Source organism: Xanthobacter sp. DMC12 (genome assembly GCF_056314105.1).
In genome coordinates, this window is record NZ_JBQUYZ010000003.1 from 310,545 (window position 1) to 334,368 (window position 23,824).

Annotated in this window: 18 protein-coding genes; 1 reads left to right on the plus strand and 17 read right to left on the minus strand. The window is 67.0% G+C overall.

What is annotated here, in order from left to right; translation table 11 throughout:
- Positions 1–83 precede the first annotated feature (83 nt).
- From ACT535_RS14590 to ACT535_RS14640, 11 genes are all read right to left on the minus strand, one after another.
- Positions 84–6,281 carry a hypothetical protein gene (locus tag ACT535_RS14590; protein ID WP_476364949.1) on the minus strand — a complete coding sequence of 2,066 codons (6,198 nt, stop codon included), beginning with the start codon at positions 6,279–6,281 and terminating at the stop codon, positions 84–86.
- A gap of 455 nt (positions 6,282–6,736) precedes the next feature.
- On the minus strand, positions 6,737–7,126 hold the full coding sequence (locus ACT535_RS14595; protein WP_476364950.1) for an ester cyclase: 390 nt from the start codon (positions 7,124–7,126) through the stop codon (positions 6,737–6,739).
- A gap of 881 nt (positions 7,127–8,007) precedes the next feature.
- Positions 8,008–8,250 (minus strand): hypothetical protein, encoded by a 243-nt coding sequence (locus ACT535_RS14600; RefSeq protein ID WP_476364951.1) that lies wholly within the window; start codon positions 8,248–8,250, stop codon positions 8,008–8,010.
- A 25-nt stretch (positions 8,251–8,275) separates the two neighbouring features.
- Entirely contained in the window at positions 8,276–8,794 is a 519-nt protein-coding gene (locus tag ACT535_RS14605) for a flavin reductase family protein (protein ID WP_476364952.1), read from the minus strand.
- Positions 8,794–10,113: an LLM class flavin-dependent oxidoreductase gene (locus tag ACT535_RS14610; protein ID WP_210254490.1), complete on the minus strand. Its 1,320-nt coding sequence runs from the start codon at positions 10,111–10,113 to the stop codon at positions 8,794–8,796. The genes ACT535_RS14605 and ACT535_RS14610 overlap by 1 nt, the downstream gene beginning before the upstream one ends.
- A gap of 139 nt (positions 10,114–10,252) precedes the next feature.
- On the minus strand, positions 10,253–11,479 hold the full coding sequence (locus ACT535_RS14615) for an ABC transporter substrate-binding protein (protein ID WP_476364953.1): 1,227 nt from the start codon (positions 11,477–11,479) through the stop codon (positions 10,253–10,255).
- Positions 11,476–12,057 (minus strand): carboxymuconolactone decarboxylase family protein, encoded by a 582-nt coding sequence (locus tag ACT535_RS14620; RefSeq protein ID WP_476364954.1) that lies wholly within the window; start codon positions 12,055–12,057, stop codon positions 11,476–11,478. The genes ACT535_RS14615 and ACT535_RS14620 overlap by 4 nt, the downstream gene beginning before the upstream one ends.
- The gene (locus ACT535_RS14625; protein WP_476364955.1) at positions 12,057–12,977 is read right to left on the minus strand and encodes a branched-chain amino acid ABC transporter permease; all 921 of its coding nucleotides are present in this window, start codon (positions 12,975–12,977) and stop codon (positions 12,057–12,059) included. The genes ACT535_RS14620 and ACT535_RS14625 overlap by 1 nt, the downstream gene beginning before the upstream one ends.
- 10 nt (positions 12,978–12,987) lie before the next feature.
- Positions 12,988–13,851, minus strand: coding sequence for a branched-chain amino acid ABC transporter permease (locus tag ACT535_RS14630; protein ID WP_476364956.1), 864 nt, complete (start codon positions 13,849–13,851; stop codon positions 12,988–12,990).
- 3 nt (positions 13,852–13,854) lie between these two features.
- Positions 13,855–14,613, minus strand: a complete 759-nt coding sequence (locus ACT535_RS14635; protein ID WP_476364957.1) for an ABC transporter ATP-binding protein — start codon at positions 14,611–14,613, stop codon at positions 13,855–13,857.
- Entirely contained in the window at positions 14,610–15,380 is a 771-nt protein-coding gene (locus tag ACT535_RS14640) for an ABC transporter ATP-binding protein (protein WP_476364958.1), read from the minus strand. The genes ACT535_RS14635 and ACT535_RS14640 overlap by 4 nt, the downstream gene beginning before the upstream one ends.
- A 189-nt stretch (positions 15,381–15,569) precedes the next feature.
- On the opposite strand from ACT535_RS14640, the gene ACT535_RS14645 reads away from it, so the two are divergent.
- Positions 15,570–16,442, plus strand: coding sequence for a LysR substrate-binding domain-containing protein (locus ACT535_RS14645; protein WP_476364959.1), 873 nt, complete (start codon positions 15,570–15,572; stop codon positions 16,440–16,442).
- A gap of 277 nt (positions 16,443–16,719) precedes the next feature.
- On the opposite strand, the gene ACT535_RS14650 is transcribed toward ACT535_RS14645, so the two are convergent.
- From ACT535_RS14650 to ACT535_RS14675, 6 genes are all read right to left on the minus strand, one after another.
- Positions 16,720–18,126, minus strand: a complete 1,407-nt coding sequence (locus ACT535_RS14650; protein ID WP_476364960.1) for an amidase family protein — start codon at positions 18,124–18,126, stop codon at positions 16,720–16,722.
- A gap of 125 nt (positions 18,127–18,251) precedes the next feature.
- On the minus strand, positions 18,252–18,947 hold the full coding sequence (locus tag ACT535_RS14655; protein WP_029554981.1) for a cyclase family protein: 696 nt from the start codon (positions 18,945–18,947) through the stop codon (positions 18,252–18,254).
- A gap of 41 nt (positions 18,948–18,988) precedes the next feature.
- Entirely contained in the window at positions 18,989–19,747 is a 759-nt protein-coding gene (locus ACT535_RS14660; RefSeq protein WP_476364961.1) for an ABC transporter ATP-binding protein, read from the minus strand.
- Positions 19,744–21,552 carry a branched-chain amino acid ABC transporter ATP-binding protein/permease gene (locus ACT535_RS14665; protein WP_476364962.1) on the minus strand — a complete coding sequence of 603 codons (1,809 nt, stop codon included), beginning with the start codon at positions 21,550–21,552 and terminating at the stop codon, positions 19,744–19,746. The genes ACT535_RS14660 and ACT535_RS14665 overlap by 4 nt, the downstream gene beginning before the upstream one ends.
- Positions 21,549–22,424 (minus strand): branched-chain amino acid ABC transporter permease, encoded by an 876-nt coding sequence (locus ACT535_RS14670; RefSeq protein ID WP_476364963.1) that lies wholly within the window; start codon positions 22,422–22,424, stop codon positions 21,549–21,551. Before ACT535_RS14670 ends, ACT535_RS14665 begins: the two co-directional genes overlap by 4 nt.
- Before the next feature lie 101 nt (positions 22,425–22,525).
- Positions 22,526–23,725 (minus strand): ABC transporter substrate-binding protein, encoded by a 1,200-nt coding sequence (locus ACT535_RS14675; protein WP_476364964.1) that lies wholly within the window; start codon positions 23,723–23,725, stop codon positions 22,526–22,528.
- Positions 23,726–23,824: the final 99 nt, after the last annotated feature.

Genomic DNA, 23,824 nt, shown 5'->3' on the forward strand with positions numbered 1-23,824 from the left:
GGCCTGATGGAGCTCCCGGTTCCCGGCCGGAGTTCGCCTCCGGCAAAATCCGCATGCGATCCAGTAAATCCCGCGTTTCGCCGTCAGAATGTGACAGCGAAACGCAGGCTGGCCTCTTGCGCGACATAGTTGTTGCCGAAGTCGGCTTTGTATTCGGTACGCAGCTCGTAACCCGTGGTGGAGAAGAGCTGTAATCCGGCCGTCACGTTACCCAGCACGGAGGGGATCGTCGTGCGGGTCAGGAAGTCAGGCACCGCTCCCGGTATGGCGCCGTAGCTGACGCCGATGTCCATGCCGTCGTTCGCGAAGAAGGAAGCTCCCGCCGACGCATAGGGCCGCAGCCAGAATTCCGGCGTCAGGTCGATGCGGCCACCGATCTCAAGCTGGGGGCTGATCGCGACATTCCATTGGTCAGCCGAGAAGAAATGCAGGCTCATGCCGCCGACGCCCTGCTCGGTGTAGCCGGGCATGCTGGTGTAGAGGAAGTCCACGTCGGCGAACGGCTTGAGATACCAACCCGCATTGACGAATTCGTAGCTCGCCCGCAGCCGGGCAGCTGCGGTCAGAACATTTGATGTTCCCTGCGTTCGCCAAAGGGCGGGCCCCACGTCCAGCAGCCGGTTCGTGTCGAAGCTGCCATAGCCGAGGTGCCCCGAGGCGGCGAACAGCCAGGGGCCCACCTGGTGCTTCAGCGAGACCGCGATGTCTCCGGCCACGCCGCTGGTGTCGGACAATCCGCTGACGTCGGAAAGCCACGACTGGGTGATGCCCGCGGTCGCGCCAAGGAACCAGTTGTCGACGATCTCCTTCTGCGCACCGAGGCGGTAAGTCACCCCGTTCAGGCTGTAGCCGCTGGCATCGGCGCTGGATGTCTGGTGCGCCCAGTTGCCGGTCACCCGCGCCCAGGCGCAGCTCGTCTCTTCCATCAGCGTGCCTGAGCCGGAGAAGATCGGGCAGCTCAAGGCCCTCGTCATGGAGGTCATGGCCCCGAGCGTCTGAGCCGAGGCGACGCTCGCGGATTCTTCCGGGGTGACGCTGTCGATGGCGCGCGTGTAGTCCTGGATCGACGAGGCATTGGCGAGTCCGCCGAACAGCTTCGCATCCGACATGTCGACGGTGCCGCTGTTCCACTTCCCCTGGAGGGCGGCGGTGGTGCGATCTTCGCTCTGCGTCAGGTCCACGCCCTTGGGGGCCGAGAAGTCGGCATTGGGGGAGACGTAGACCATGCTGCCGTCGCGCGCGACCGACCAGGAAATCGGGCTGTAAGATCCGCTCTGCGCTACAGCCGTCACCGAGCCGCCCTGCGCAAGCTCGATCACGCCGAAGCGACCGGGCTTGAGCGCCTCCACGACGTGAACATCGATCGTCCCGCCCACGGTCGCGGCCCCGGTCAGCTTGAGCAGGTCGCTGTGTTGTCCGGAAGCCGTGCTTTGGACGTCGACCATCAGGCTGCCTGTCTGGGACTGAGCGTAGCTTCCCGTAACGGTGGCCGTGGCGAACGTATCGGTGCCGCCGATGTTGAAGGCGCCGTCGTTCCGCATGCTCCCGGCCTGGCCCGCGCTGACGATGCCCCGGGCGGAGCTGACATACGTGCCACCCGCCTCGTTGATGAAGCTGTTCACTTCGCCTGTGCCACCAAGCGCGAGGTTCACGTCGCCGGTGAGCGTCCCGAAATTGCGCAGCGAGTCCTGCCCCCAGGTGGATTCCACCGCGATGCCCGAGAGCGCGCTGACGGTGGAGCCTGGCCGGAACTCGATGTGGTTTTCAGCGCCTCCGTCGATGAAGAGGGCCGCACCCGTGCCGCTGCCTCCTGTCAATGTTCCATCCATGAGAACGCGGATGCTCTTGCCCGTACCCTGCACGACACGACCGGAACCGCCCTGGGCGCCGCTCTGGGCATAGATCCCCATGGCGCCGTCGCCCGTGGCGGTCACGCTGCCCTTCAGCGCGATCTCGATCAGGCCGCCGCCCTGCTTCTCAAGACTCCGCCCATCGGTGGTCCCGATGGCGGTCGGCAGCACGATGCCCTCTTCCGTGGCGATCGCCCCGCCACCACCACCGATTGCCTGCGCGAACACGCCGTGCGCATTCTTGCCGGTGGTTGAGATGGTTATGGAGCTCGAGGGATCAGCCATCTTGATCAGAACGCCACCGCTGACACCCCGCGATGGATCCTTCTGGGCGAGCACCTTGTCGTAGCTGGCCGCCGTCGTGTCGAGCGCGCCCGTGTAGCCGCCGCCACCACCGATGGACTGGGCGAAGATGCCAACCGCGCCCTTGCCGGTGGTGGTGACGCTGCCGGTGCCGAGCTCAAGCGCCGCAAGCCCGCCATTGCCCGAGCTGTTCTCCGACCCGCCGAGCCGGCCGGTGACAGCCATTGAACCGACGCTGGAGCCGGCTCCATCGGAAATCAGGCCCCCGCCCCCGCCGATGGACTGGGCGATGATGCCGAATGCACCATCGCCGGTTGTCGAAATCGTGCCCGAATGCTTGACCGTGACGGTTCCTGCATCCCCGAAGGAGCCCCCCGTCGCGCCAAGCTGCAGCGAGAGCTTCTGTACGGTGGCGGTCTCCGCCTTCTTGGCGGCTTCCGCTTCCTTGATGAGTGCGTCGACGTCGACACCATAGCGCTTGAGGGTCGCCTTCTCCTGGGCGGTGAGGGACTTCAGCTCCAGCACCGTGTAGGGGTCGGCGATGTCGAGCACCAGAACGCCGCCGCCACCGCCGATGGATTGCGCAATCACGCCATGCGCTTCGGCGCCACCGGTGGTGATGGTGCCGGCATTGGTCACCGTGACGTCGCCGCCGGTGCCGCGGGCCCCGTCGCTGCCACCGGAGGTGATGGCGGGCGAGGACAGCAAGGCCGACGAATAGTCCATCCCGAGCGTGGATTTACCACCGCCGCCGCCAATGGACTGGGCAAGGATTCCGAAAGAGGAATCGCCTCCCGTTTCGATCCGGCCTGAGGCTGCGTTGGTCACGTTGACGGTACCGCCATTGCCGCCAGCCCCGCCGCTCGCGCCATTTGCCATCTTGATCGAGTTCGTGACGGAAGCGCCGCTCATCGAGGCGGCGCCAGCATCGCCTCCGCCGCCACCGATGGATTGTGCATAGATCCCGGCGGCCACCTGACCGTAGGTGTCGATCCCGCCCTCGTTCAGCACCGTGACCGTCTTGCCATTGCCGCCGCTACCGCCGCTGCCACCGGTGGTGACGTTGCCGGTGACTTTGACAGGGACTTCGGCCTTGACGCCGACCTTGGCAGAGAACTTCGGCAGCACCTTCATCGCGAGGACCTTCAGGCCGTTCTTCGCCAGCGATGCTCCGAGCTTGGTGATCGTGGTTTCACCTGCGCCTGCCGCGCTCGATCCACCGGAGCCGCCGCCGCCGCCGATGGACTGGGCCTGGATGCCGTGGGCTCCGTCGCCATAGGTGGTGATGGCCGCCGCCGTCGACTGGTTCTTCACGGTCACGTCGCCGCCATCACCGGCGTCGCCGCCTTTAGCGCCGACGCTGACGTTGACCTGCACCGTATTGGCACCCTGGGTCGTTCCCGCCCCACCGACACCACCGCCGCCACCGATCGACTGGGCAAGGACGCCGCGGGCTTCGACCCCGCGCGTCGTGACGGTCTTGGTGTTGATCACCTCGACCAATTCTCCGTTTGAGCCGACGCCGCCATCGCCGCCGACGCCCACGTCCACGACGGCCTTGACCTGGACCTTGTTGCCGCCCGGGATTCCGTCCTTCGGCTTCTCCTTGCCGATACCGATGCCGGAGGACGACGCGGCCACCGTGCCGGCACCGCCGTTGCCGCCGCCTCCGCCCACGCTGAGGGCGTGGATGCCGTGCGCGGCATATCCCTCCGTCTCGATGGTGCCGGCGTTCTTAACCTTGACCGTTCCGCCCGTATTCCCGCTGCCGCCCTTGCCACCCACGGCAACGTTCACGCTGACATTCCCTTTTGCGCCGGAAGCAGCTCCGCTCGCGTAGGAACTGCCGCCGGCGCCGCCACCGCCGCCGATGCTGTAGGCGGCGATGCCGATAGCCTGGTCACCCTTGGTGCTCACGCCTCCAGAGCTGTCGATCTTGACCTCTCCGCCCTTGCCGCCGTCTCCGCCGGTTCCACCCACGCTGACGGTGGTCGTGATGGCGACGATCGAAGAGCCGCTGTCCTTCGTGCTCGCGTCGGATATACCGCCGTCACCGCCGCCGCCGCCGACGCTGAGCCCCAGGATGCCGAACGCATCGGCGCCTGTTGTCTTCACCTCGCCGGAGGTCTCGACCGTGACCTTCCCGCCGTCCCCGCCCTTGCCGCCGGACCCACCGAGGGCCACGCCGACCGAGATGTTGGGAACGCTCTTGTTCACCGCTTGCGAATAGGCGAGCGCGTAGGAGGCACCGCCATCGCCACCGCCGCCGCCGATGCTCATCGCCTCGATGCCGTGGGACCGTTCGCCGGTGGTCGAGACGGCGGCGTTGCCGCTCACCTTCACCGTTCCGCCCTTGCCGCCGCCACCGCCGGTCCCGCCAAGGGCTGTGGCCGACGAAACCACGGCGCCTGCCGTGGCGGCGACCGCCGCGCCGCCCGATCCGCCACCGCCGCCAACCGACTGGGCAAGGATGCCGGCCGAATTGGCGCCGGTCGTGTACACGCCGCTGTCGGAAGAACCTTGGTTGGTGACCACCTCGACCGTGCCGCCGTCCCCGCCACCGCCCGAGGCACCGCCGCGCGAGACGCTGAATGCGGCCCCCAGCACAAGCGCGCTGCCGCCGCCGCCACCACCACCGCCGATGCTCTGCGCCAGTATGCCCGTGGCGTCTTTCCCGCCGGTACGGACCGTTCTCCAATTCGTCACGGTCACGTCGCCGCCGCTGCCCCCGGTGCCGCCATTGCCGCCGGTGCCAAGCCACATGGCGAAGCTCTCGCCGCCCTGGCCGCCGCCGATGGCGATCGTGCCATCGCCAGGCTGGAAGGCCTGCAGTGCGCGCCCGCCGCCGATGCTCTGCGCGACGACGCCGTTGGCGTTGACGCCCTTGGTCGTCACGTCGGAGCGGATATCAAGGCCAACCTTGCCACCGTTGCCGCCCTTGCCACCGTTGCCGCCGGAAGCAATGCCGTTGCCACCGTCGCCACCAGCTCCGCCGACCGACTGGGCGACGATGCCGTAGCTGTTGGCGCCGCTGGTGTTTACCGCTCCGCTTTGGAAGCCGGCGATATCGCCGCCGTTGCCGCCATCTCCGGCGGGCGTGCCCCGACCCGAAACCGCGGCCAGTCCCCCCTTGCCGCCAGCGCCACCAACGCTCTGCAGCAGGATCGCGGGCGCGTCGTCCGCGCGCGTCGTAACCTTTCCGTCGCCGTTGTAGATGATGGAGCGCCGATCCCAGTCATCCACGTAGGCGTTTCCGCCGGACGCACCGCGGGTGTCGTATCCATTGGCGGAACTGGAGCCATTGCCGCCGACGCTTTCCACCACGATGCCCGGCCCATGCGAGCCCCAGGTGTCGATGTCGGCTCCGCGCTTCGTGGTGACGGTGACCAGGCCGCTCGCGCCGCCATGGCCATAGCCCCAGGCCTGCAGCTGGTCGTCGTCCAGAATGCCATGGTCGCCGCCGGCGCCACCCCTCGAACTGACAGAGAGCGCAGCAACGTAGTCGCCCTCCGCCACGATGCCGGTCGTCGTGGAGAAGGTAACCTTGCCGCCGTTGCCGCCTCGCCCCGCGGACGCATAAAGCTCGTTGGGTGAGCCAACATAAAGCGCGCCGTTGCCGCCTTTGCCGCCCTTTGAGTAAATGGAGACGAGGGCGGTCGGATGCGCCTCGTCACTGTCCTTCGTGGACAGGCCGATCTTGGCATTGTTCTCGACGGTAACGTTCCCGCCCGCACCACCACCGAACGCCTGATAATCGCGCTTGATGCCGGCGCCGCCGTGGCCGCCCTCCGAGCCCACGACAAGGGCTGGCGCGATGGATTGCTTCCAGATGATCTGGGTGGGGTCGATGGCCTTGATGGTGCCGCTGGTGGTGACGTTCAGGGTCTGACCGTCGCTGCCCTGCGTGGCCTGATAGTAGTCTTTAAAAATCCAGCCCTCGCTATAGGCATCCTTCCCGTGGATTGGTGCCGGATTTACGAAGAGGCTATTGCGAGTGCCATTATAGGTCTCGGCGTGGCCTGGGCCGGTGGCGACAGCAAACGCAATTACGCTCGCGCTCGTGCAAAGCTCAAGCCGCCAACCCGAAAGACCGCGCGCCGCCGTCTGGCGCCCCATCTCCTTGGCCATCAGCCCCCCCGCTTTTTGTGATCTCTAGTTGCTGGCGGCAAACTCACCCAGCGGAATGCAGTGGTATCATGACGCAGCTCCCTAAGGGAAGGGTCATAGGTAGCAGAGGAGGCGCATTTTGGTGGCTTACGATCGCGTACGATCGCTTTGCCGACGACGGCGGAGAGCGCGTTGCATTGCAGATGTGCTGTTAGCTCGGGGTGCAACCTCTGCCGCCACACCTCGAACGTTCAGGCGATCATCGATCTGGTGCGCGCGACGCGGAACCCTCGCCGGCAACCTGCCGCCGCAGCCGGGGATCTTCCCGGACTATGAGGTGCCCATCGTCCGGACAGGCGCCGACGGTGTGCGCGAGATTGCGATGGCACGATGGGGCATGCCGTCGTCGCAACTGGCCTTGAGGTCGGACGCCGCTGCAAGCTGTCGAATGCGGCGAGGCTTGGGAGCCGCCATCTCTAGAGCGTGAGCTGAGCTTCGATCTCCGCCTTGTCGATCACGGAGAACACCTCAGCGATTTTGCCTCCAATCAAAGTATAAAAGGCGTGCTCATGGAACACGATGCGCCTTCCATTTACCGGTAAACCGAGAAATTCGCCGAACGGCGCGCAATCAAACTGGATCCTAGACGCGATATGACCTTCTTCGGCCACAGCGATATCGACGTCAAATTGGAGATCGGCAATATCGCGGCAATTCTCTTCAAGCATGGCTCGATAACCATCCAGCCCCAGGCGCCGCCCGTTATGGATTACGCCGTCCGCCACGAAATCACCAAGCCGTCCCCAGTCTCGGGCATTCAGGCAGGCGATGTAATGGCCGTAGAAGACGGTTGCATCGTTGGGCATAGGAGCTGCAACGCGCGGCTGGGCTGACGGTTCCGGTTGCATTATGCCCTAGGCTGGCCGGCCTCAGCACCTTCGTCCGCCACCAAATAACGTCGATCAGTGCGTGAGCCGGCTGGTCAAGGTCAGCCCGCCGAGCCCTCCCCCGCCCCATACGCCGCAGCCCACTCGTCCTCCGACATGAGCTTGTCGCTGACCTCGTGGTCGATATTCACGTTCTCGCTCTTGTCCACCACGAACCGACTCCACCTGTGATCGAGCCGGTGCTAGCGTACGCGACTCATGCCGAGCGGGTCACCGGTGATCGTCCGGCGCTAGAAATGCTCCACCAAGCAATCGATGACGCACTTCTTCTCGGCACCGAAGTCCAAGGTGAGGCGAACTGACATCATGAATACTCTCCTACGACATGAGACGGCCGCATGAAAAAACTGGTCATTTCGCTCGCCTCTCTGACTGTAGGTGTAGTGGTTTCGAGGCTCCTCTTTGAGCATGCGGACCACGGGGGGCGGGGCTGGCTCTTCTTGGGTGTGGTGATCCTAATGATCGCCTTCACCGTTCTGAGTCTATGGCGCCCGAAGCGCCGCTAGACCTCGTCCTGCAAGAACTCCAGGGTGAGCACTCTCCTATGAATTGGCGCGTTGAAATCAGAAGAACCATCCGATGGAGCATATTGCAGGCAATAATCGCGGCTCCCGCATGGTACCTGTATGGTCGTGTGGAACAAGGTGACAATGGGCCTTTAGTTCTGGTCGGAATTATCTTTACTCTAATACTTTCCAGCATTCTTCTCGTGTTCAGAAGCCGGCTATGACTCTCCTCAGGCCGGCCAATGAAAAACGGCCTCCCGGGGGGCTTGGAAATGGTCGGCAGGCGGTACTCGGTCAGTTGCCGTCCGGCGCTGCCGCGGCCCACATGGAGACGCGGGCGAGGCTGAGAGCATGCCCGGACGTGGGTTCACCCTTCACCTGGGCCAGCAGCGCGCGGGCGCTCTCCGGGTTCAGCAGGGCATCCTTCACGATGTCATCAACGCTCGGGAGTCCAGCCTGCCGCATCGCTTCGATGACGCGGCCGAGCTGCGCGCCGCCACCGGCTCCAGCCGCCGCCCCAATCCTGCCGGCCGTCATGCTGCCCGCCGCAGCGCCGGCCCCTTCAGACCGTCGCGCCGTCCGCCGCAGCCAGCCGCCGGAACGCGCCATCGAAATAGAGCAGCGGCTCGGCCCCCCGATAGCTTAGGCCGACAACCTCGCCGACGAAGATCGTGTGCGTGCTGGCGTGGTGACGCTCGCGCAGCCGGCATTCAAGCATCGCCACCGCATCTTCGAGGAGAGGACAGCCGATCTTGCCCAACCTGTGTGCGACGCCCTCGAACGGCTGGTCGAGCCGGCGGGCGAAACGGCCCGCCAAATTCTGCTGGTGCTCGGCGAGAATATTCACGGCGAAGGCGCCGCTGTCGGCGATGAGGTCGTGGGAGGTGGTCTCGCGGTTCACCACGGCGAGAATTTGCGGCGGGGCTGTGCTGACGCTGCACACCGCCGTCGCCGTCATGCCGTTGAGCTGGTCGCCGCGGCGCGAGGTGATGACCGTGACGCTTGCGGCCAGCGCGCGCATGGCGGCCTTGAAATCCGCCGCATCCACGGGAGCCTTCTCGATAGGAGCCGAGGCACGCATCAGGCCGCTCCCTCGGTGAGGAGGTCGCGCAGTTGGCCGCCAGCATACCCGCGCCGCAGGTATCCGCGCGCCTGCAACAGCGGCACCACTTCTGCCACGAAATCCTCGAACGTATCGGGCAGGAAGGCGGGCGACACGACGAAGCCGTCCGCCGCGCCGCTGTCGATGATGGCGATAAGTTGATCCGCCACGTCTTCTGCCGTTCCCACGGCGCGCGGGCACATGACGCCGCGCGCATAGACGCCGCCGGCCTCGGCGATGGTCATGCCGCCGTCGGGGGTGATGCTGCGGAGTGCAGCGAGATTGCCCTGGCTGCCGGAGGCGGCGATCTCCTTCACCGTGGCATCCATGGGCAGGCTCGAAAAGTCTGTGTTGGCGTGGGCGGCCAGTGTGGACAGGCCGGCCACCGGATCAGCGAGGGAATCGTGCAGGGCCTCCTTCGCCTCCGCCTCGGCGCGGGTGGCGCCGATGAAGGGCATAATGGCCATCAGCACCTTGCTGGCCCCCGGCGGACGGCCCGCCGCTTCCAGCGCGCCCGCGACGTCGGCCTTGAAGGCGTGCATCCGCTCAAGGTTGGGCTGGAGCGCGAAGATCACGTCGGACCACCGCGCTGCGAACGCCTTGCCGCGCCCGGAGGAGCCCGCCTGCACGATTACCGGCCGCCCCTGCGGGCTGCGGGGGATGTTGAGCGGCCCCCGCGACTGGAACCACGGGCCGCGATGGTTCACGTAATGCACCTTGGCGGGATCGGCATAGATGCCCGCCGCCCGGTCGAGGACGAGGGCGTCCTCGTCCCAGCTGTCCCACAGGCGGAAGGCCAGCTCCATGAACTCGTCGGCGCGGTCGTAGCGCTCGTCATGCCCGAGATGCGGCACCGTGCCGAAATTCAGCGCCTCGCCGTCGTTCATGGAGGTGACGACATTCCACGCCGCCCGTCCGGCGGAGATGTGGTCCAGCGTCGCGAACTCGCGGGCGATGTTGTAGGGCGCGTCATAGGTGGTGGAGCGCGTGGCGCCGAGGCCGATGTGGCGCGTCACCGCCGCCATGGCGCCGAGGATCGGCATGGGGTCCATGCGGGTCGCGTCCTGATCGCCACGGGCGAGGCCGGCGGCATGGCTGTCGCCGTAGCGGTCCGCGATGGCGAGGCGGTCGGCGAAGAACAGGAAGTCGAAGCAGCCCTGCTCCAGCAGACGGGCGATGCGCACGTAGTGGTCCAGGCTGAGGAATGGCGTCTCATGCGCCGGATTGCGCCAGATGGCGTGGCTGTGCACCACCGGGCCGGCGATCAGAAAGCCGCACAGATGCATGGGTTTTGGCATGGTAAATCCTCCCTGTCCCGATCCTGGGCAAGGCTTTCCTGTTCACGCGCCGGATACCCCGCGCATGCTGATGATGAGACCTTGGTGTTTTGACTGGATGGTCATCCCCCGGCCGGGCCGGGGGATGGGAGCCTGGGCGTCAGGTAATGATGCCGAGGGTCACGTTCTTTCCGCCCTTGATCTCCTGGACGAGGAAGGAGCGGTTGATCTGGTCGCCGCGGGCGTCGAAATCGCAGGTGGCGCCGGCACCGACGAACTTGATCTTCTTGCCGGCACGGATGAGTTCGAGACCCTTCACCACGTCGTCCACCTCCTCGCCGGGCGGATTGCAGACCTCGAAAACGGATTTCGCCCACACCTTCGCGTCGGAGGACTTGGCGTGCTCCATGGCGAGGGCAGTGACGCACATCTGGTCGTGGGCATTGCCGGCGAAGAGGAACACGGTGCCGGGCGCCGCGCCCATCTCCTTCACGAACTTCTTGTAGGAGGGCGAATCGAGCGGCGGCGCGGGCTGGAGATGGTAGATGCCGTTCGCCACCTCCGGGCCGACCGCCTGAAGGAACTTACCCTCCGCATCGGCGCCGATGGACAGGGCGACGATCTTGGACTTGAAGCCGCCGCGATAGGCCTCCTTGGCGATGGAGACGAAATCGGTCAGGAGCGAGAGGCAGAACACCGCCTCCGGATCACCGCCGAACGCCTTCTCGACTTCCGAGCGGTAGGAGGGCTGGTCCGGGTTGTACATCACCACGTCGAGCACCTTGCCGCCGAGCTTGGCGAATTCCGCCTTGAATGGCTCGATCATGGCCACGACGAAGGGGTTCTGCTGGGCGAGCACCACCGCCGTCTTGGCGCCGATTGTCTTCATCACCTTGGCGCCAGCGGGGCCCCAGGACGTGCTTTTCGCCTGGAAGCGGAAGACCATGCCCTTGGTGTCGCCCTCGGTCACGGCATTGGCCGAGCAGGAGACCATCTGCACCTTGTCGGCGGCGAGGATGATGGGCTTGGCCGCCAGCGCGATGGGGCTGCCCCAGAAGCCGCCCACCAGCTCCACCTTGTTCACTTCCAGCAGCTTCTTGGTGCCGGTGACGCCGACGGTGGGATTGGTCTCGGAATCCTCGATGAACAGCTTCAGCGGGCGTCCGCCGAGGATGCCGCCGGCATCGTTTACCCATTTCACCGCCATCTCGGCGGCCTTCTTCATGTCCGGGCCGTAGGGGCCGGTGGCGCCGGAGAAGGGCAGCACCATGCCGATGGGGATCTCCGCCGCCTGAGCCGCCGCCGGCCGGCCCAGCAGGGCGGCCGCCGGAAGCGAGGCGAGGCCGGCGACCACGTGCCGGCGAGTGAGGGGCAGACTGCGCGTCACGGCTGTTCTCCTGCTGCTGTGTCGGGTTCGGGGTGGAGGTGGAGCAGCGCCTCGGCGGCGCCGTCGTCGATCTGCAATGCGTCGTTGAAGCGGTTGAAGAACCCGGCCAGTGCCGCGCGCAGCGTCAGCTCCACGATCTGTGCCTCGGTGAAATGCTGCCGGAGGACATCGAACACGTGGTCGCGGATGCCCCAGGCGCGCTGGGTGACGAGCCGGGCGTAGTCGATCACCGCGCGGTCAGCCGCATCGAAGGCGGGATGATCGCTCGAGGGGAGAGTGGCGACCGCCTCTTCGGGCACGCCCTCCACCTCCAGCAGGGGGGTGTGGTGGGAGACGCAATAGGGGCAGGCGTTGAGCTTCGAGACGGTCACGACGGCGAGCTCGATATAGCGGAACGGCACGCCTTCCCGCGCCCGCAGCTCCATCAGCATCCGGTAGAGATGATCGAGCGCGGGCGGCACATGGGCGAGCACCGACGCCTGGTCGCGAAAGTCGGCATAGCCGCCGGCGAAGGCTGTGAAGACCTCCGCATAGGGGGGCGGCAAGTCGGCCGCGGTGAGGGGGGCGACGCGGGGCATCAGGCTTTCTCGCTTTCGGGCGGGAAGAAATCGGCGAAGCGGCGCTTCGGCTCGGAGACGAGGCCTTCCGGCCGCAGGATCAGCAGCAGAACGATGCCCACCCCGATCATCCCGAGCCGAAGCGCGGAGAGCTGGACGCCATCGACGCCCGGGATCACGTCCTTCAGGAAGCGCGTCGCCTCCAGGATCAGCATGATCGAGCCGGCACCGAGGACGAGGCCGAGGTTGGAGCCACGCCCGCCGGCGATCACCGCCATGAAGGCATAGGCAGTGATGATGGGGGAGAACTGGCTCGGGTCGATATAGGTGAGGAAGAAGGCATGCAGCGCCCCAGCCACACCCATGATCGCCCCGCCGATGGCAAAGGCGCGCACTCGCAGGGCCAGCACGGGCTTGCCCAATGCCGCCGCGGCCGTCGCATCGTCGCGCACCGCGCGCAGGGCCCGGCCGAAGGGCGAGCGGACCAGCGCCTCGCTGAAGACGAAGACGACCGCTACCAATCCCACCGCGAAGGCGAGGATCACCGCATCGCCCCATCCCGCCGGCGTGACGCTCGCGAAGGGTCTCGGGATGTCGGCGATGCCGAGGGCGCCGCCGGTCAGGCCGCCGAGATTGAGCAGCAGGATGCGCACGATCTCCGCGAAGCCGATGGTGACGATGGCGAGGTAGTTCTCCTCCAGCCGGATGGTGAGCAGCGACAGCAGCATGGAAAGGCCAGCGCAGACCGCCGCAGCCAGCGCGAGACCGGCGAGCCAGCCGACATACGGCGCGCTGATGGCGAGGGTGTAGGCGCCGAGCGCAACGAAGCCAGCGACGCCGAAATTGACCAGACCGGCAAGCCCCCATTGCAGGTTCAGCGCCAGCCCCACGAGGGCCGCGATGGCGACGAGGATGACGACGGTGACGAGGTAGGAGATCATGGCCGCGCCCTCACTTTCGGATGGCCTTGGCCCCGAACAGGCCGTTGGCGCGGAACAGGAGGAGCAGGAGGATGACGCCGAAGCTGACGATCTGCCGGAAGGAGACGGGCAGGACGAGGGCGGACATCTCCTCCGCCACGCCGATGAGGAGCGCGCCCGCCACCGCGCCGATGGGGCTGCCCAGCCCGCCGAGGATGGCGGCGGCGAAGATGGGAATCTGGTAGTTCCAGCCCATCAGCGGATCGATGGCGCGATCGAGCCCCGCCAACACGCCGGCAAGCCCGATCAGAGCGCCGGTGAGGGCGAAGGTGATGCGGGCAATGGTGCGCCGCTCCACCCCCCGCACGGCGGCAAGGGATGCATTGTCCGCCACCGCCCGCATGGCCCGGCCAAGGGGCGAGGCGGTGATGAGAAGGTGCAGCAGAACGAGCGCAATGATCACCACGCCGGCTGTGATGAGCTGCTCGTGGTTGATGCGCAGGCCGTTCCAGCGGATCGGCCGCGCCACCGCGAGGTCAAAGCTTCGTGCCGCATTGCCGAAGATGAAGCGACAGATGTTCTCCACCACCAGCGACACCCCCATGGAGGCGACGAGCAACGTGATGGAGCCCCGCGTCCGCAGCCGCTCGAACACCAGCGCATCGGCGATGAGGGAGGCGAGCGCCACCGTGCCCGCGGCGACGGCGGCGGCGATGGGCAGCGGCAGGCCGAGCACTACGTTGGCCGTATAGGCCGCGTAGGCTCCCAGCGTGAGGAAGGCGCCCACCGCGAAGTTCGCGAAGCGCAGGATCCCGAATACCAATGTCAGCGCCAGCGCCGGCAGGGCCAACAGCAGGCCGGTGACGAGGCCGTTGAGGAAGAGCTGAAGCGCCATGGCTCAGGCCGCCTTTCCGAAGAAGAGGCCGGCGAGGTCCGCCTGGCGGATGTCTGCGGCGGAGGCGCGGAGCGTGAGCCGGCCGGCGACCAGCACCACCACCTCGTCGGCGATGGCGAGCGCGGCGGCGACGTTCTGCTCCACCAGCAGCACGGTCACGCCCGCCTCCCGCACCCGGACCACCGCCTCCATGGTCTCGCTGACGATCTTGGGAGAGAGGCCGGCGGAGGGCTCGTCGAGCAGCAGCACCTCGGGGTTGGCGAGGAGGGCGCTGGCAAAGGCCAGCATCTGCCGCTGGCCGCCGGAGAGGTTGCCGGCGAGCGTGCGTGGCCGCTGGCGAAGCTCCGGGAAGAGGTCCAGCACCTTCTCCCTCTGCTCCGGCCCCACGCCGGCACGCCCGCGCAGGAATTCAGTGGCGAGCTTCAGGTTCTCGGCGATGGTGAGGGTGGCGAAAATGTTGGCTTCCTGAGGCACGTAAGCGAGCCCCGACGCCACACGCCGCGCCGGCGAGAGGGTGGTGATGTCACGCCCAGTCACCGCCACGGTCCCGGCCCGCGTCGGCACCAGGCCGGCGATGGTCTTGATGAAGGACGACTTGCCCGAGCCGTTCGGTCCGATGACGGCGACGATGCTCTCGGCCTGCTGCGCGAGGTCGATGCCGCACACGATGTCCCCGCCTCGGCCGTAGCCTGCGCGCAGGCCCGATACGGACAACGCGAGGGACAACTCGGCCGTCTTGGTATCGAGGGGAGCCGCCGTCATGCCGCCACCCCGAGATAGGCGGAGACCACGCGCGGATCCGAGGTCGCTTCGGCGAACGTGCCGGAGACGAGCACGCGCCCCAGGGCGAGCACGTGCACGCGGTCGCACACCTCCTCCACCAGATGCATGTCATGCTCGACGATACCGAAGGTGAGGCCTTCCGCCTTCAGCTCACGCACCAGCCGCACGATCTCGAGACGCAGCGGCGGGGAGACGCCCGCACCCGGCTCGTCGAGCAGGATCAGCTTGGGCTTCATCAGCAGCGCACGTGCCATTTCCAGCAGTTTCTTCTGGCCACCGGAAAGCATCGCGGACGGCTGGTCGGCGAGCTTGACGAGCCCCACCCGTTCCAGCAGCGCACGGGCGAGGTCGGCATTGGCGCGCTCCTGCGCCCACCATTTGCGGCGGCCGAACAAGGCGCCCGCCACGCTCTCCCCGCTCTGGGCTGGCGGGGCGGCAAGAAGGGTCTCGAACACGGTGAGGCTGGAGAGCTCGCGCACGATCTGGAAGGAGCGGACCACGCCCTTGCCGGCCATCACATGGGCCGGCAGGCCGGTGACATTCTCGCGCTCCAGGAGCACCGTGCCGGCCTCCGGCCGGGCGAGGCCGGTCAGCGCGTTCAGCAGCGTGGTCTTGCCCGCGCCGTTGGGGCCGATGAGGCCGGTGACCTGACCGCGGGCGATATCGAGGGTCACGCCATCGAGGGCGGCGACGCCGCCATAGCGCCGCATCAGACCATCGACCTGAAGGAAGGGGCTCGGATTCACGTCGTCTCCACGGCGCCGGGCGAGATTGCCTCACTGGTGCGCAAATGCCTTTTTGATGTGCATCAAAATCAGAGATTTTGAACAGTCATTGGACAGTCGATTGCGACTACGCGCAGATTAGATCGATGCATTGCGCTCAAATCAAATTTATATTGCTTTGCACTTCGCCAAGTATTTTTAATGATGCCAATGCCGCATCCGCTGGAGATCGCCCTGCTGCGCACGTTCGTCCTCCTGGTGGAGGAGAAGAGCGTGACGCGCGTCGCACGGCGCCTGAACCGCACCCAGCCCGCCGTCAGCCTGCAGATCCGGCGGCTGGAGGCGGCAGCCGGCTTCCCCTTGTTCGAGCCGGACCTGCGGCATCTGAAGCTGTCGCGCCACGGGGAAATGCTGCTGCCGCATGCGCGCACGATGCTGCGGCTCGACGAGGAGGCCCGGCTGCGGCTTTCGGCGGACGATGTGGCGGGGCGCGTCACGCTGGGCTGCCCGGATCTCTATGCCGCCTTCCTCCTGCCCGAGACGCTGGCGCGCTTCCGCGACACATATCCGGGCGTGGAGGTGACGGTGCGCTGCGCGCTCTCGCGGCAGCTGGCGCAAGATATGAGCGAGGGCCTTCTCGACATCGCCATCGCCACCCGCATGCCCGGTGTCTCGCCCCGCGTCGGAACCGGCACGCTGCTGCGACCCGAGCCGCTGATCTGGCTGGGCGCGGAAGGCGGGAGCGCGCACCTCGCAGACCCTATCCCGCTTGCCATGCTGCCGGACGGCAATCTCTATCGGGACTATGCGCTGGCGGCGCTCGACCGCATCGGCCGGCGCTGGCGCATCGCCTGTGTCTCGGAAAGTATCGCAGGACTGCAATCCATGGCACTTGCGGACTCGGCGGTGTGCGTCCTTGCCCGATCGGTGCGCACGCCGGGTCTCGTCCGCCTCGGCAGCGCGGAGGGCCTGCCAACGCTGGAGGGCGTTGACCTCATCCTATGGGAGCGCCATCCCGGCGGCTCATCCGCGGCGGATCATCTCGCCGCACACATTCGCCGGTCCGTATCGGAGCGGGAATGATCCGCGCGTCGGCTTGACGGGAGGGGCCGTCGCCGCCGGCACGAAGAAGAGGTCAGCACACCGAGCGACCATCGCTGAGGGCTAGGCGGCCGGGCCCGCTTCCAGAACGGCATGGAAGGTGCGAAGCGGCAGCGAATCCAAGAATCCACCGGCTCAAAACGGCGGGGTGTTTCCATGACGGCAACGGCTGAAGATACGGCGTTTCCTGGCCCAGTGAGAAGCCGCCCGCGCCAAGCTTGATGGTCTTCGTGAATCAGCGCCGACAGGACCGCGCGCCTCAGGCTCCTGCCGGCGGACGGTTATAGCCGGGCGGCTGGGCGCGCTCAAATGCCGCCGCCGCGCGCACCACGTCGTCCTCGCAATAAGAACGGCCGACGATCTGGAGGCCGATGGGCATGCCCTCCGGCGAGAGGCCGGCGCACACCGCCCCGGCGGGCTGGCCGGAGAGGTTGAAGGGGTAGGTGTAGAACACCCACGACACGAGGTTGCGGTCCTCCAGCCCCTCCGGCAGGTTGCGCCCGGCCTCCAGCGCGCTCACCGGCAGCACTGGCGAGATGAGCAGGTCGTAGCGCTCGAAGAACAGGCGCATCTTCTCACGCAAGGCGTAGCGGGCAAAGACGCTGGCATAGTAGCCCTTCATCTCCTGGCCGAGGGCCGGCATCAGGATGTCCGCCACGGCCGGGTCCAGAAGCGCGCGGCGGTTTTCCAGCACATCGCGCAGACGGGTGCCGACGCCGGCGTAGAATTCCGCCGTCCACAGGTCGGCGGGGTCGGTGTCGAACACCGCGTCCACCTGCTCCACATGGCAGCCCAGCGCCTCGAAGGTTCGGGCGGCACGGTCGGTCGCGGCAATCACCTCGGGCGCAGGGCGGGCGTAGCCGAAGGTGGGGCTGTAGGCGACGCGCATGCCGGCCACCGAGGCCTGCGACGCGCCCATCACGTCCGGCACCGGGCCAGCGACGGCGAAGGGGTCGCGCCGGTCATGCCCGGCCACAGCGGAGAACAGCAGCGCCGCATCGGCCATGGAGCGGGCGATGGGCCCCACATGGGCCAGCGTCGGCGTCGCCGAGGTGGGCCATACCGGCACCCGGCCGAACTGGCCCTTCAGCCCGGAGAGCCCGCTGAAGGCGCAGGGAATGCGGATGGAGCCGCCACCATCGGTGCCCAGCGCGAACGGCGTGATGCCCGCCGCCACCGAGGCCGCCGCTCCCGCGCTCGACCCGCCCGGCGTCATGGCGAGGTTCCACGGATTGCGGGTGATGCCGGTGAGCGGGCTGTCGCCGATGGGCTTGCAGCCGAACTCGCTGGTGGTGGTCTTGCCGATGAGGATGCCGCCCTGGGCCTTCGCCCGCTCCACGGCGGGGGCGTCCACCTCGGCGATATTGTCGGCCATGGCGCGGGAGCCGGAAGCATAGCGCGCCCCCTTCACCGCCATCAGGTCCTTGGCGGAAAACGGCAGTCCGTGGATGAGGCCGAGCGGCGCGCCCTTCATCACCGCATCCTCGGCGACGCGGGCGGCGGCCATGGCCTCCTCCTCCAGAATGACGAAGAAGGCGTTGAGGGTCGGCTGGGTGGCGATTGCGCGATCCAGCGCGCGGCGCGTCAGCTCCACCGGCGAGACTTCGCGCCGGGCCACCATCGTGCGCAGGGCAGTCGCGCTCAGGGTGTCGAATTCGGCGGACATGAGGCTGCTCCGGCGCGCGGGTGATCTTGGAGTTAGACCGCAAGGGGAGTGCTGCTGGATGGCCGGCAGTGACCATCCAGCAGACCCATACGTCTAGTCAGGGCAGAGGAGACGTATTTGCAAGGTCAGTTGAGGATGGCGAACGCGCGCACCGGCGATCCGGAGCCGCCCTTGAACTTCAGCGGCACGCCGAAGAACTGGAATTCGCCCTTGCCGACCAGTTCCTCCAGATTCACCAGCCATTCCCAGTGGCTCATGCCGAGGTCGCGGCACAGGCGGTGCTGGGCGAAGATGTTGTCGGAGGGCTTGTCGGTGGAAGGGCCTTCCACGCCCTGCATCTTCGAGCCGCGGTCATACAGCCATTTGGTGGCTTCCGCGGTGAGCAGCGGGTTCTTCCACACGGAATCCAGGCTCGGATAGTTGCGGTTGTGGAAGCCCGTGCATAGCAGCACGATGTGCCCGTCCACCTTCACGCCGGCGGCCGCCTCGGCCTTCTCCATATCCTCGACGGTGATCTCGCCGAGGTCCGGGATGTGGCGCAGGTCGAAGCACACCGCCTTGCCCATGAACATCTCCAGCGGCATCTCGTCGATGGGCGCGCCGTCCGGCTTCACATGGCGGAAGGCGTCCACATGGGTGCCCACATGGTCCAGCATGGCGATGAAATTCGTCTGGAAGGTCATGGCGTCGCCGGGCACGCCGAGGCCCAGCGCCTTCGAGCTTTCGTGGCTCATATGGGTGGTGATGACCGGGCGCTGAAACAGCTTGTGGGCCGGCATGTTGTCTTCGATGAGCAGGCTGAGGTCGACGATTCTGGACATGGGGGCTCCTTGGACTGGACGGACTTGCAAAATGATGAGGCTCAGGCCGCCGGTTTCTTGCGGCCGAGAAAGGCTTCCATCACCTCGGGATCGCGGGCGAGCACCTGGCTCGGCCCCTCACGCGCAACGCGGCCGTTGGCGATGACATAGGCATGGTCGGCGATGGCCAGCGCATAGGAGGCGAGTTGCTCCACCAGGAGAATGGTGAGGCCCTCCTTGTTGAGAGCTGAGAGCACGCCCATGAGCTGGTCGACGATCTTGGGTGCAAGGCCGAGCGACAGCTCGTCGATGATGAGCAGCTCCGGCTCGGCCATCAGCCCGCGGGCGATGGCCAGCATCTGCTGCTCGCCGCCGGACATGGACCCGGCCTGCTGGGCGAGGCGCTCCTTGAGGCGCGGAAACAGCTCCAGCACCTTGTCGCGGGTCTGTTTCGCCCGCGCACCTTTCAGCCCACCATGGACGTAGGCGCCGAGGATGAGGTTGTCCTCCACGCTCTGGTCGGGGAAGATCAGCCGGCCTTCGGGCACCATGACGAGGCCCTGGCCCACCTTTGCGTTGGCGCTCATGCGGGTGGTGTCGGCACCGCGAAACAGCACCTTGCCACCAGAGGGGGTGACGAGGCCGGTCGCGCCCTTCACCATGGAGGACTTGCCGGCACCATTGTTGCCGATCACCGCCACCAGCTGGCCGCGCTTCACCCGAAGGGAAATGTCGCGCACCGCCACCGCCGCGCCGTAGCGCAATTCCATGGACTGGATGTCGAGCAGCACGTCCGCAGCTTCGGTCTTGGAAGGGGTCATGCCGTCACCTCGGCGGGAGTGGCGTGGTCGAGGGAGGTGCCGAAATAGGCCTCGATGACGCGCGGGTTCTCCTGCACCACGGCGGGCGTGTCGCTGGCGATCACCTGGCCGTAGTCCAGCACAGTCACCGTGTCGGCCACCGCCATGATGAGTTCCACGTGGTGCTCGATGAGCAGCACCGAGACCCCCAGCGCCGCGATGCGCCGGATCATGACTTCCAGCTCGTCGATCTCCTGCGTGGTGAGCCCGGCGGCGGGCTCGTCCAGCAGCAGCAGGCGCGGCCGGGGGGCGAGAGCGCGGGCGATCTCCAGGCGGCGCTGGAGGCCGAAGGGCAGGAAGCGCGCCTCCTCGTTGGCATAGTCCTCAAGCCCCACGAACACGAGAAGGCCGATGGCGGCGCGCCGGCATTCCTCGTCCTGCCGCCGCATGGCCCCGGTGCGGAGCACCGCGGCGAGGAGCCCGTAGCCGAGGCGCTGCTGGTAGCCCACCATCACGTTTTCCAGCACGGTCATCTCGCCGAACAATTCCGTATTCTGGAAGGTGCGGGAGAGGCCGGCGCGGGCGATCTCGTGGGAAGGCTTGCCGGCGAGCTGGATGCCGTCCAGCTCGAAGGCGCCCTCGCTCGGCTGGTAGAAGCCGGAGATGGTGTTGACGAAGGTGGACTTGCCGGCGCCGTTCGGCCCGATGAGGGCATGCACCTCGCCCGGCTTCACCCGCAGCGAGGCCTTGGCCAGCGCCGTCAGTCCGCCGAACCGCACGGTGAGGTCACGCGCCACCAGCTCGGATTTCTGCGCGCGGGGATCGAGCCGCAGCGTGTCCTCGGAGGGCAGGCCTTCGGAGGCGGCAACCGCACGGGGGACCGGCACCAGCCGCTTCAGGCCGGCGGCGAGCGAGCCCATGATGCCGCGCGGCATCACGAACATCACGATGAGCAGTAGCGCGCCATAGGCGAACTTCTGCCACACCGCGAACTCCTGCAGGTATTCCGGCAGATAGGTGAGGATGTAGGCGCCGAGCACCGGCCCGAAGGTGGAGGCGGCGCCGCCCAGGATCACCATGAGCAGAAAGCGCACGCTGTCCGAGAAGGTGAAGATGTCGGGCGAGATGTAGGAATTGAGGAAGGCGTAGAAGGTGCCGGCGAGGCCCGCCGTCACAGCCGCCGCCACGAAGGCCAGCGTGCGCATGGCAGTGGCATCCACGCCCAGCGCCCGTGCCGCGATCTCGCTCTGCGACACCGCCAGCATGGCGCGGCCGTAGCGCGAGACCTTGAGATTGTGCGCGGCTGCGGTGGCGAGGAACAGCACCACGGCCAGCACGCCGTAGAAGGCATAGCCCGACAGCCGCACCCCGAACGCATTGGCCGAGGGAATGGAGGTGATGCCGGTGGTGCCGCCCGTGAGCGACTGCCATTCGATGGCGACATTCTCCACGATGAGGCCGAAGGCGATGGTGACCACGGCGAGATAGACCCCGCGCACCCGCACCGTGGGATAGGCGAGGAGCACGCCGAACCCGGCCGCCACGATCGCGGCGATGAGGCTCGACGAGATCATGTCGAAGCCAAGCCGCGTCGCCACTATGGCGCCGGTGTAGGAGCCGAGCGCAAACAGGCCCGCCTGTCCAAGGGAGACCAGGCCGGTCAGCCCCACCAGCACGTTCAGGCCCACGGCGATGATGCCGTAGATCAGGAACAGCATGAACAGGCGCAGCTCATATTCATTGCCGGAGGTCAGCGGCACGATCACCAGGATGGCGGCGAGGGCCGCGAAACCCAGCAGGGTGAGATGGCGGGTGAGGTGTCTCATACCTTCATCACCTCCCGCTTGCCGAACAGGCCCTGGGGGAACACCAGCAAAGTGAGGATCATGAGGGAGAAGCCGATGATCTCGCGCGCAGCCGTGGAGATGTAGCCCTCGACGAACTTCTCCATCACCCCGTAGACGAGGCCGGTGATGACCACCCCGGGCGCCGAGGTGATGCCGCCGATGATGGCCACGGCGAAGCCCTTCAGGCCCGGCAGCACGCCCATGGCGGCGGAGGCTTGCACCACCGGCGCCACCAGCACGCCCGCCGCCGCGCCCAGAAGCCCGGCGAGGGCAAAGGAGAAGGCGACCACGGCATTCACGTTGATGCCCATGAGGGCGGCGGCATTCTTGTTGTGGGCGACCGCCCGCATGGCGCGGCCGACTAGGGTGTGGCGCTGGAGAGCCCGAAGGCCCAGCATGGCCACCACCGCCACCAGCGGGATCACCAGTTCCTGCGGATAGATGCCGGCGCCGAGGATATGCACCGAGGAATTGACCCCCGGCGAGGGCAGCGGCCGGGCGTAGCCCTGGGTCTGGATGGTGGCGAAGCTCTCCACCATGATGCCCACGGCGATGGTGGTGAGCATCCACCCCACCGAGCCTTGCTGGGACAGGAAGGGGCGCACCGCGATGCGCTCCAGCACCAGCCCGAACAGGCCGCCGGCCAGCACCGCCACGAGGCAGGCGAGGCCCAGCGGGAGGCCGGCGGCGAGCAGATAGACGGCCAGCAGGCCACCAATCATCAGCGTGTCGCCATGGGCGAAGTTCACGGCCTTGGCCGACGACCACATGATGTGGAAGCCGAGGGCTACCAGGGCGTAGATGCCGCCGATGGCAAGGCCGGACAGGATGTATTGCACCACTGTGGTCATTGCGGGCGACCTGTCGATGGGAGGGGGCCCGGCCGTGGCCGGTCGAGGCGCGGGAGAGGCGGAAGCGGGAGGCGGCGAGGGAAACCGCCTCCCGCGCGGGCTCACTTGTCGTAGGGCGAGCCCTTGAGGGGGATCAGCTTGCCGTCGTGCCAGACGGTCAGCAGGTAGTATTGCGGCAGGATGGCGTCCTGGCGCTCGGGATCGGCCTTGTCGAAGGCCGGCTTGTAGGGGGCGACGATGCCGTCGCGGCTCACCTGGTAGAGGGCCTGCTGCACCTTCTTCCAGTCGAAGGAGCCGGCGATCTTGATGGCGTCGGCCAGCACGTAGACCGCGTCATAGGAATTCGCGATGCCGGACGGCGCCTTGATGTCCTTCGGGTCCTTGATGCCGGTCTTGGCCTCGACGGCGGCAAGCAGCTTCTTGCCGGCCTCGCTTTGCGGGGTGAGGAACGAGTAGGTCTGCATCACCCGCACGCCGTTGGCGAGAGGCCCGGCCAGCTCGCCGAGATTGCCGGAGATGCCCCAGGCGCCGATGATGGCCGGCTTCCAGCTCGCCTTGTCCATGGACCGCAGGATCTGGTTGGCCTCGCGGTCGAGGGACCACACGATGACCACATCCGCCCCGGCGTCCCGGGCGCGGATCACTTGGGGCGACATGTCCTGATCGTTCCAGTTGAAGGTCTCGGCGGCGACCAGCTCCTTGCCCTTGGCGGCGAGCGCGGCCTTCACGTCCGGCAGGGCGCCGTTGCCCCAGCCGGTGTTCTCGTAGAAGAATGCCACCTTGCCGGTCTTCGACGCCTTCAGGGCCTCGTCCACCAGGAAGCGGGCGACCCACTTGTCCTTGGCGGAAACGCGGAACATGAAGTTGGGATCGCGCCCGTTCTCGATGGCCTTCGTGTTGGCCGCCCACACGCCCATGTAGGGAATGCCGATCTCGTGGATCGGGTCCACCTGCGCCAGAGCGACGGTGGAATGGAAACCGCCGAGCACGGCGATGCACTTGTCCGCCAGCGCGATGCGGCGGGTGTTGTCGACGCCGCGCGGCGGGGCACCGGCATCGTCATACTGCACCAGCCGCAGCTTCTTGCCGAGCACGCCGCCGGTCGCGTTGATCTCGTCGATGGCGATCTCGGCGCCCATCTTGATGGCGAAGCCCGAGAAGGCGGCCGGGCCGGTGACGGCGGCGGAATTGCCGATACAAGGCTCCTGATCGGCCAGCGCCGTGGCCGAGAGGCCGGTGCAAAGGCCGAGCGCCACCGTCGCGGCCAAGATCTGGCCGCGCAAAATGCTCTGTGGAGGCATGTCTGTTTCTCCTGCCGTGTACAGGACGCGCCGGGCATGACCGCCCGAAAATCATCTGCGAGATGAGGCTGATATAGGCACTGCCTCAGGACAAAGATT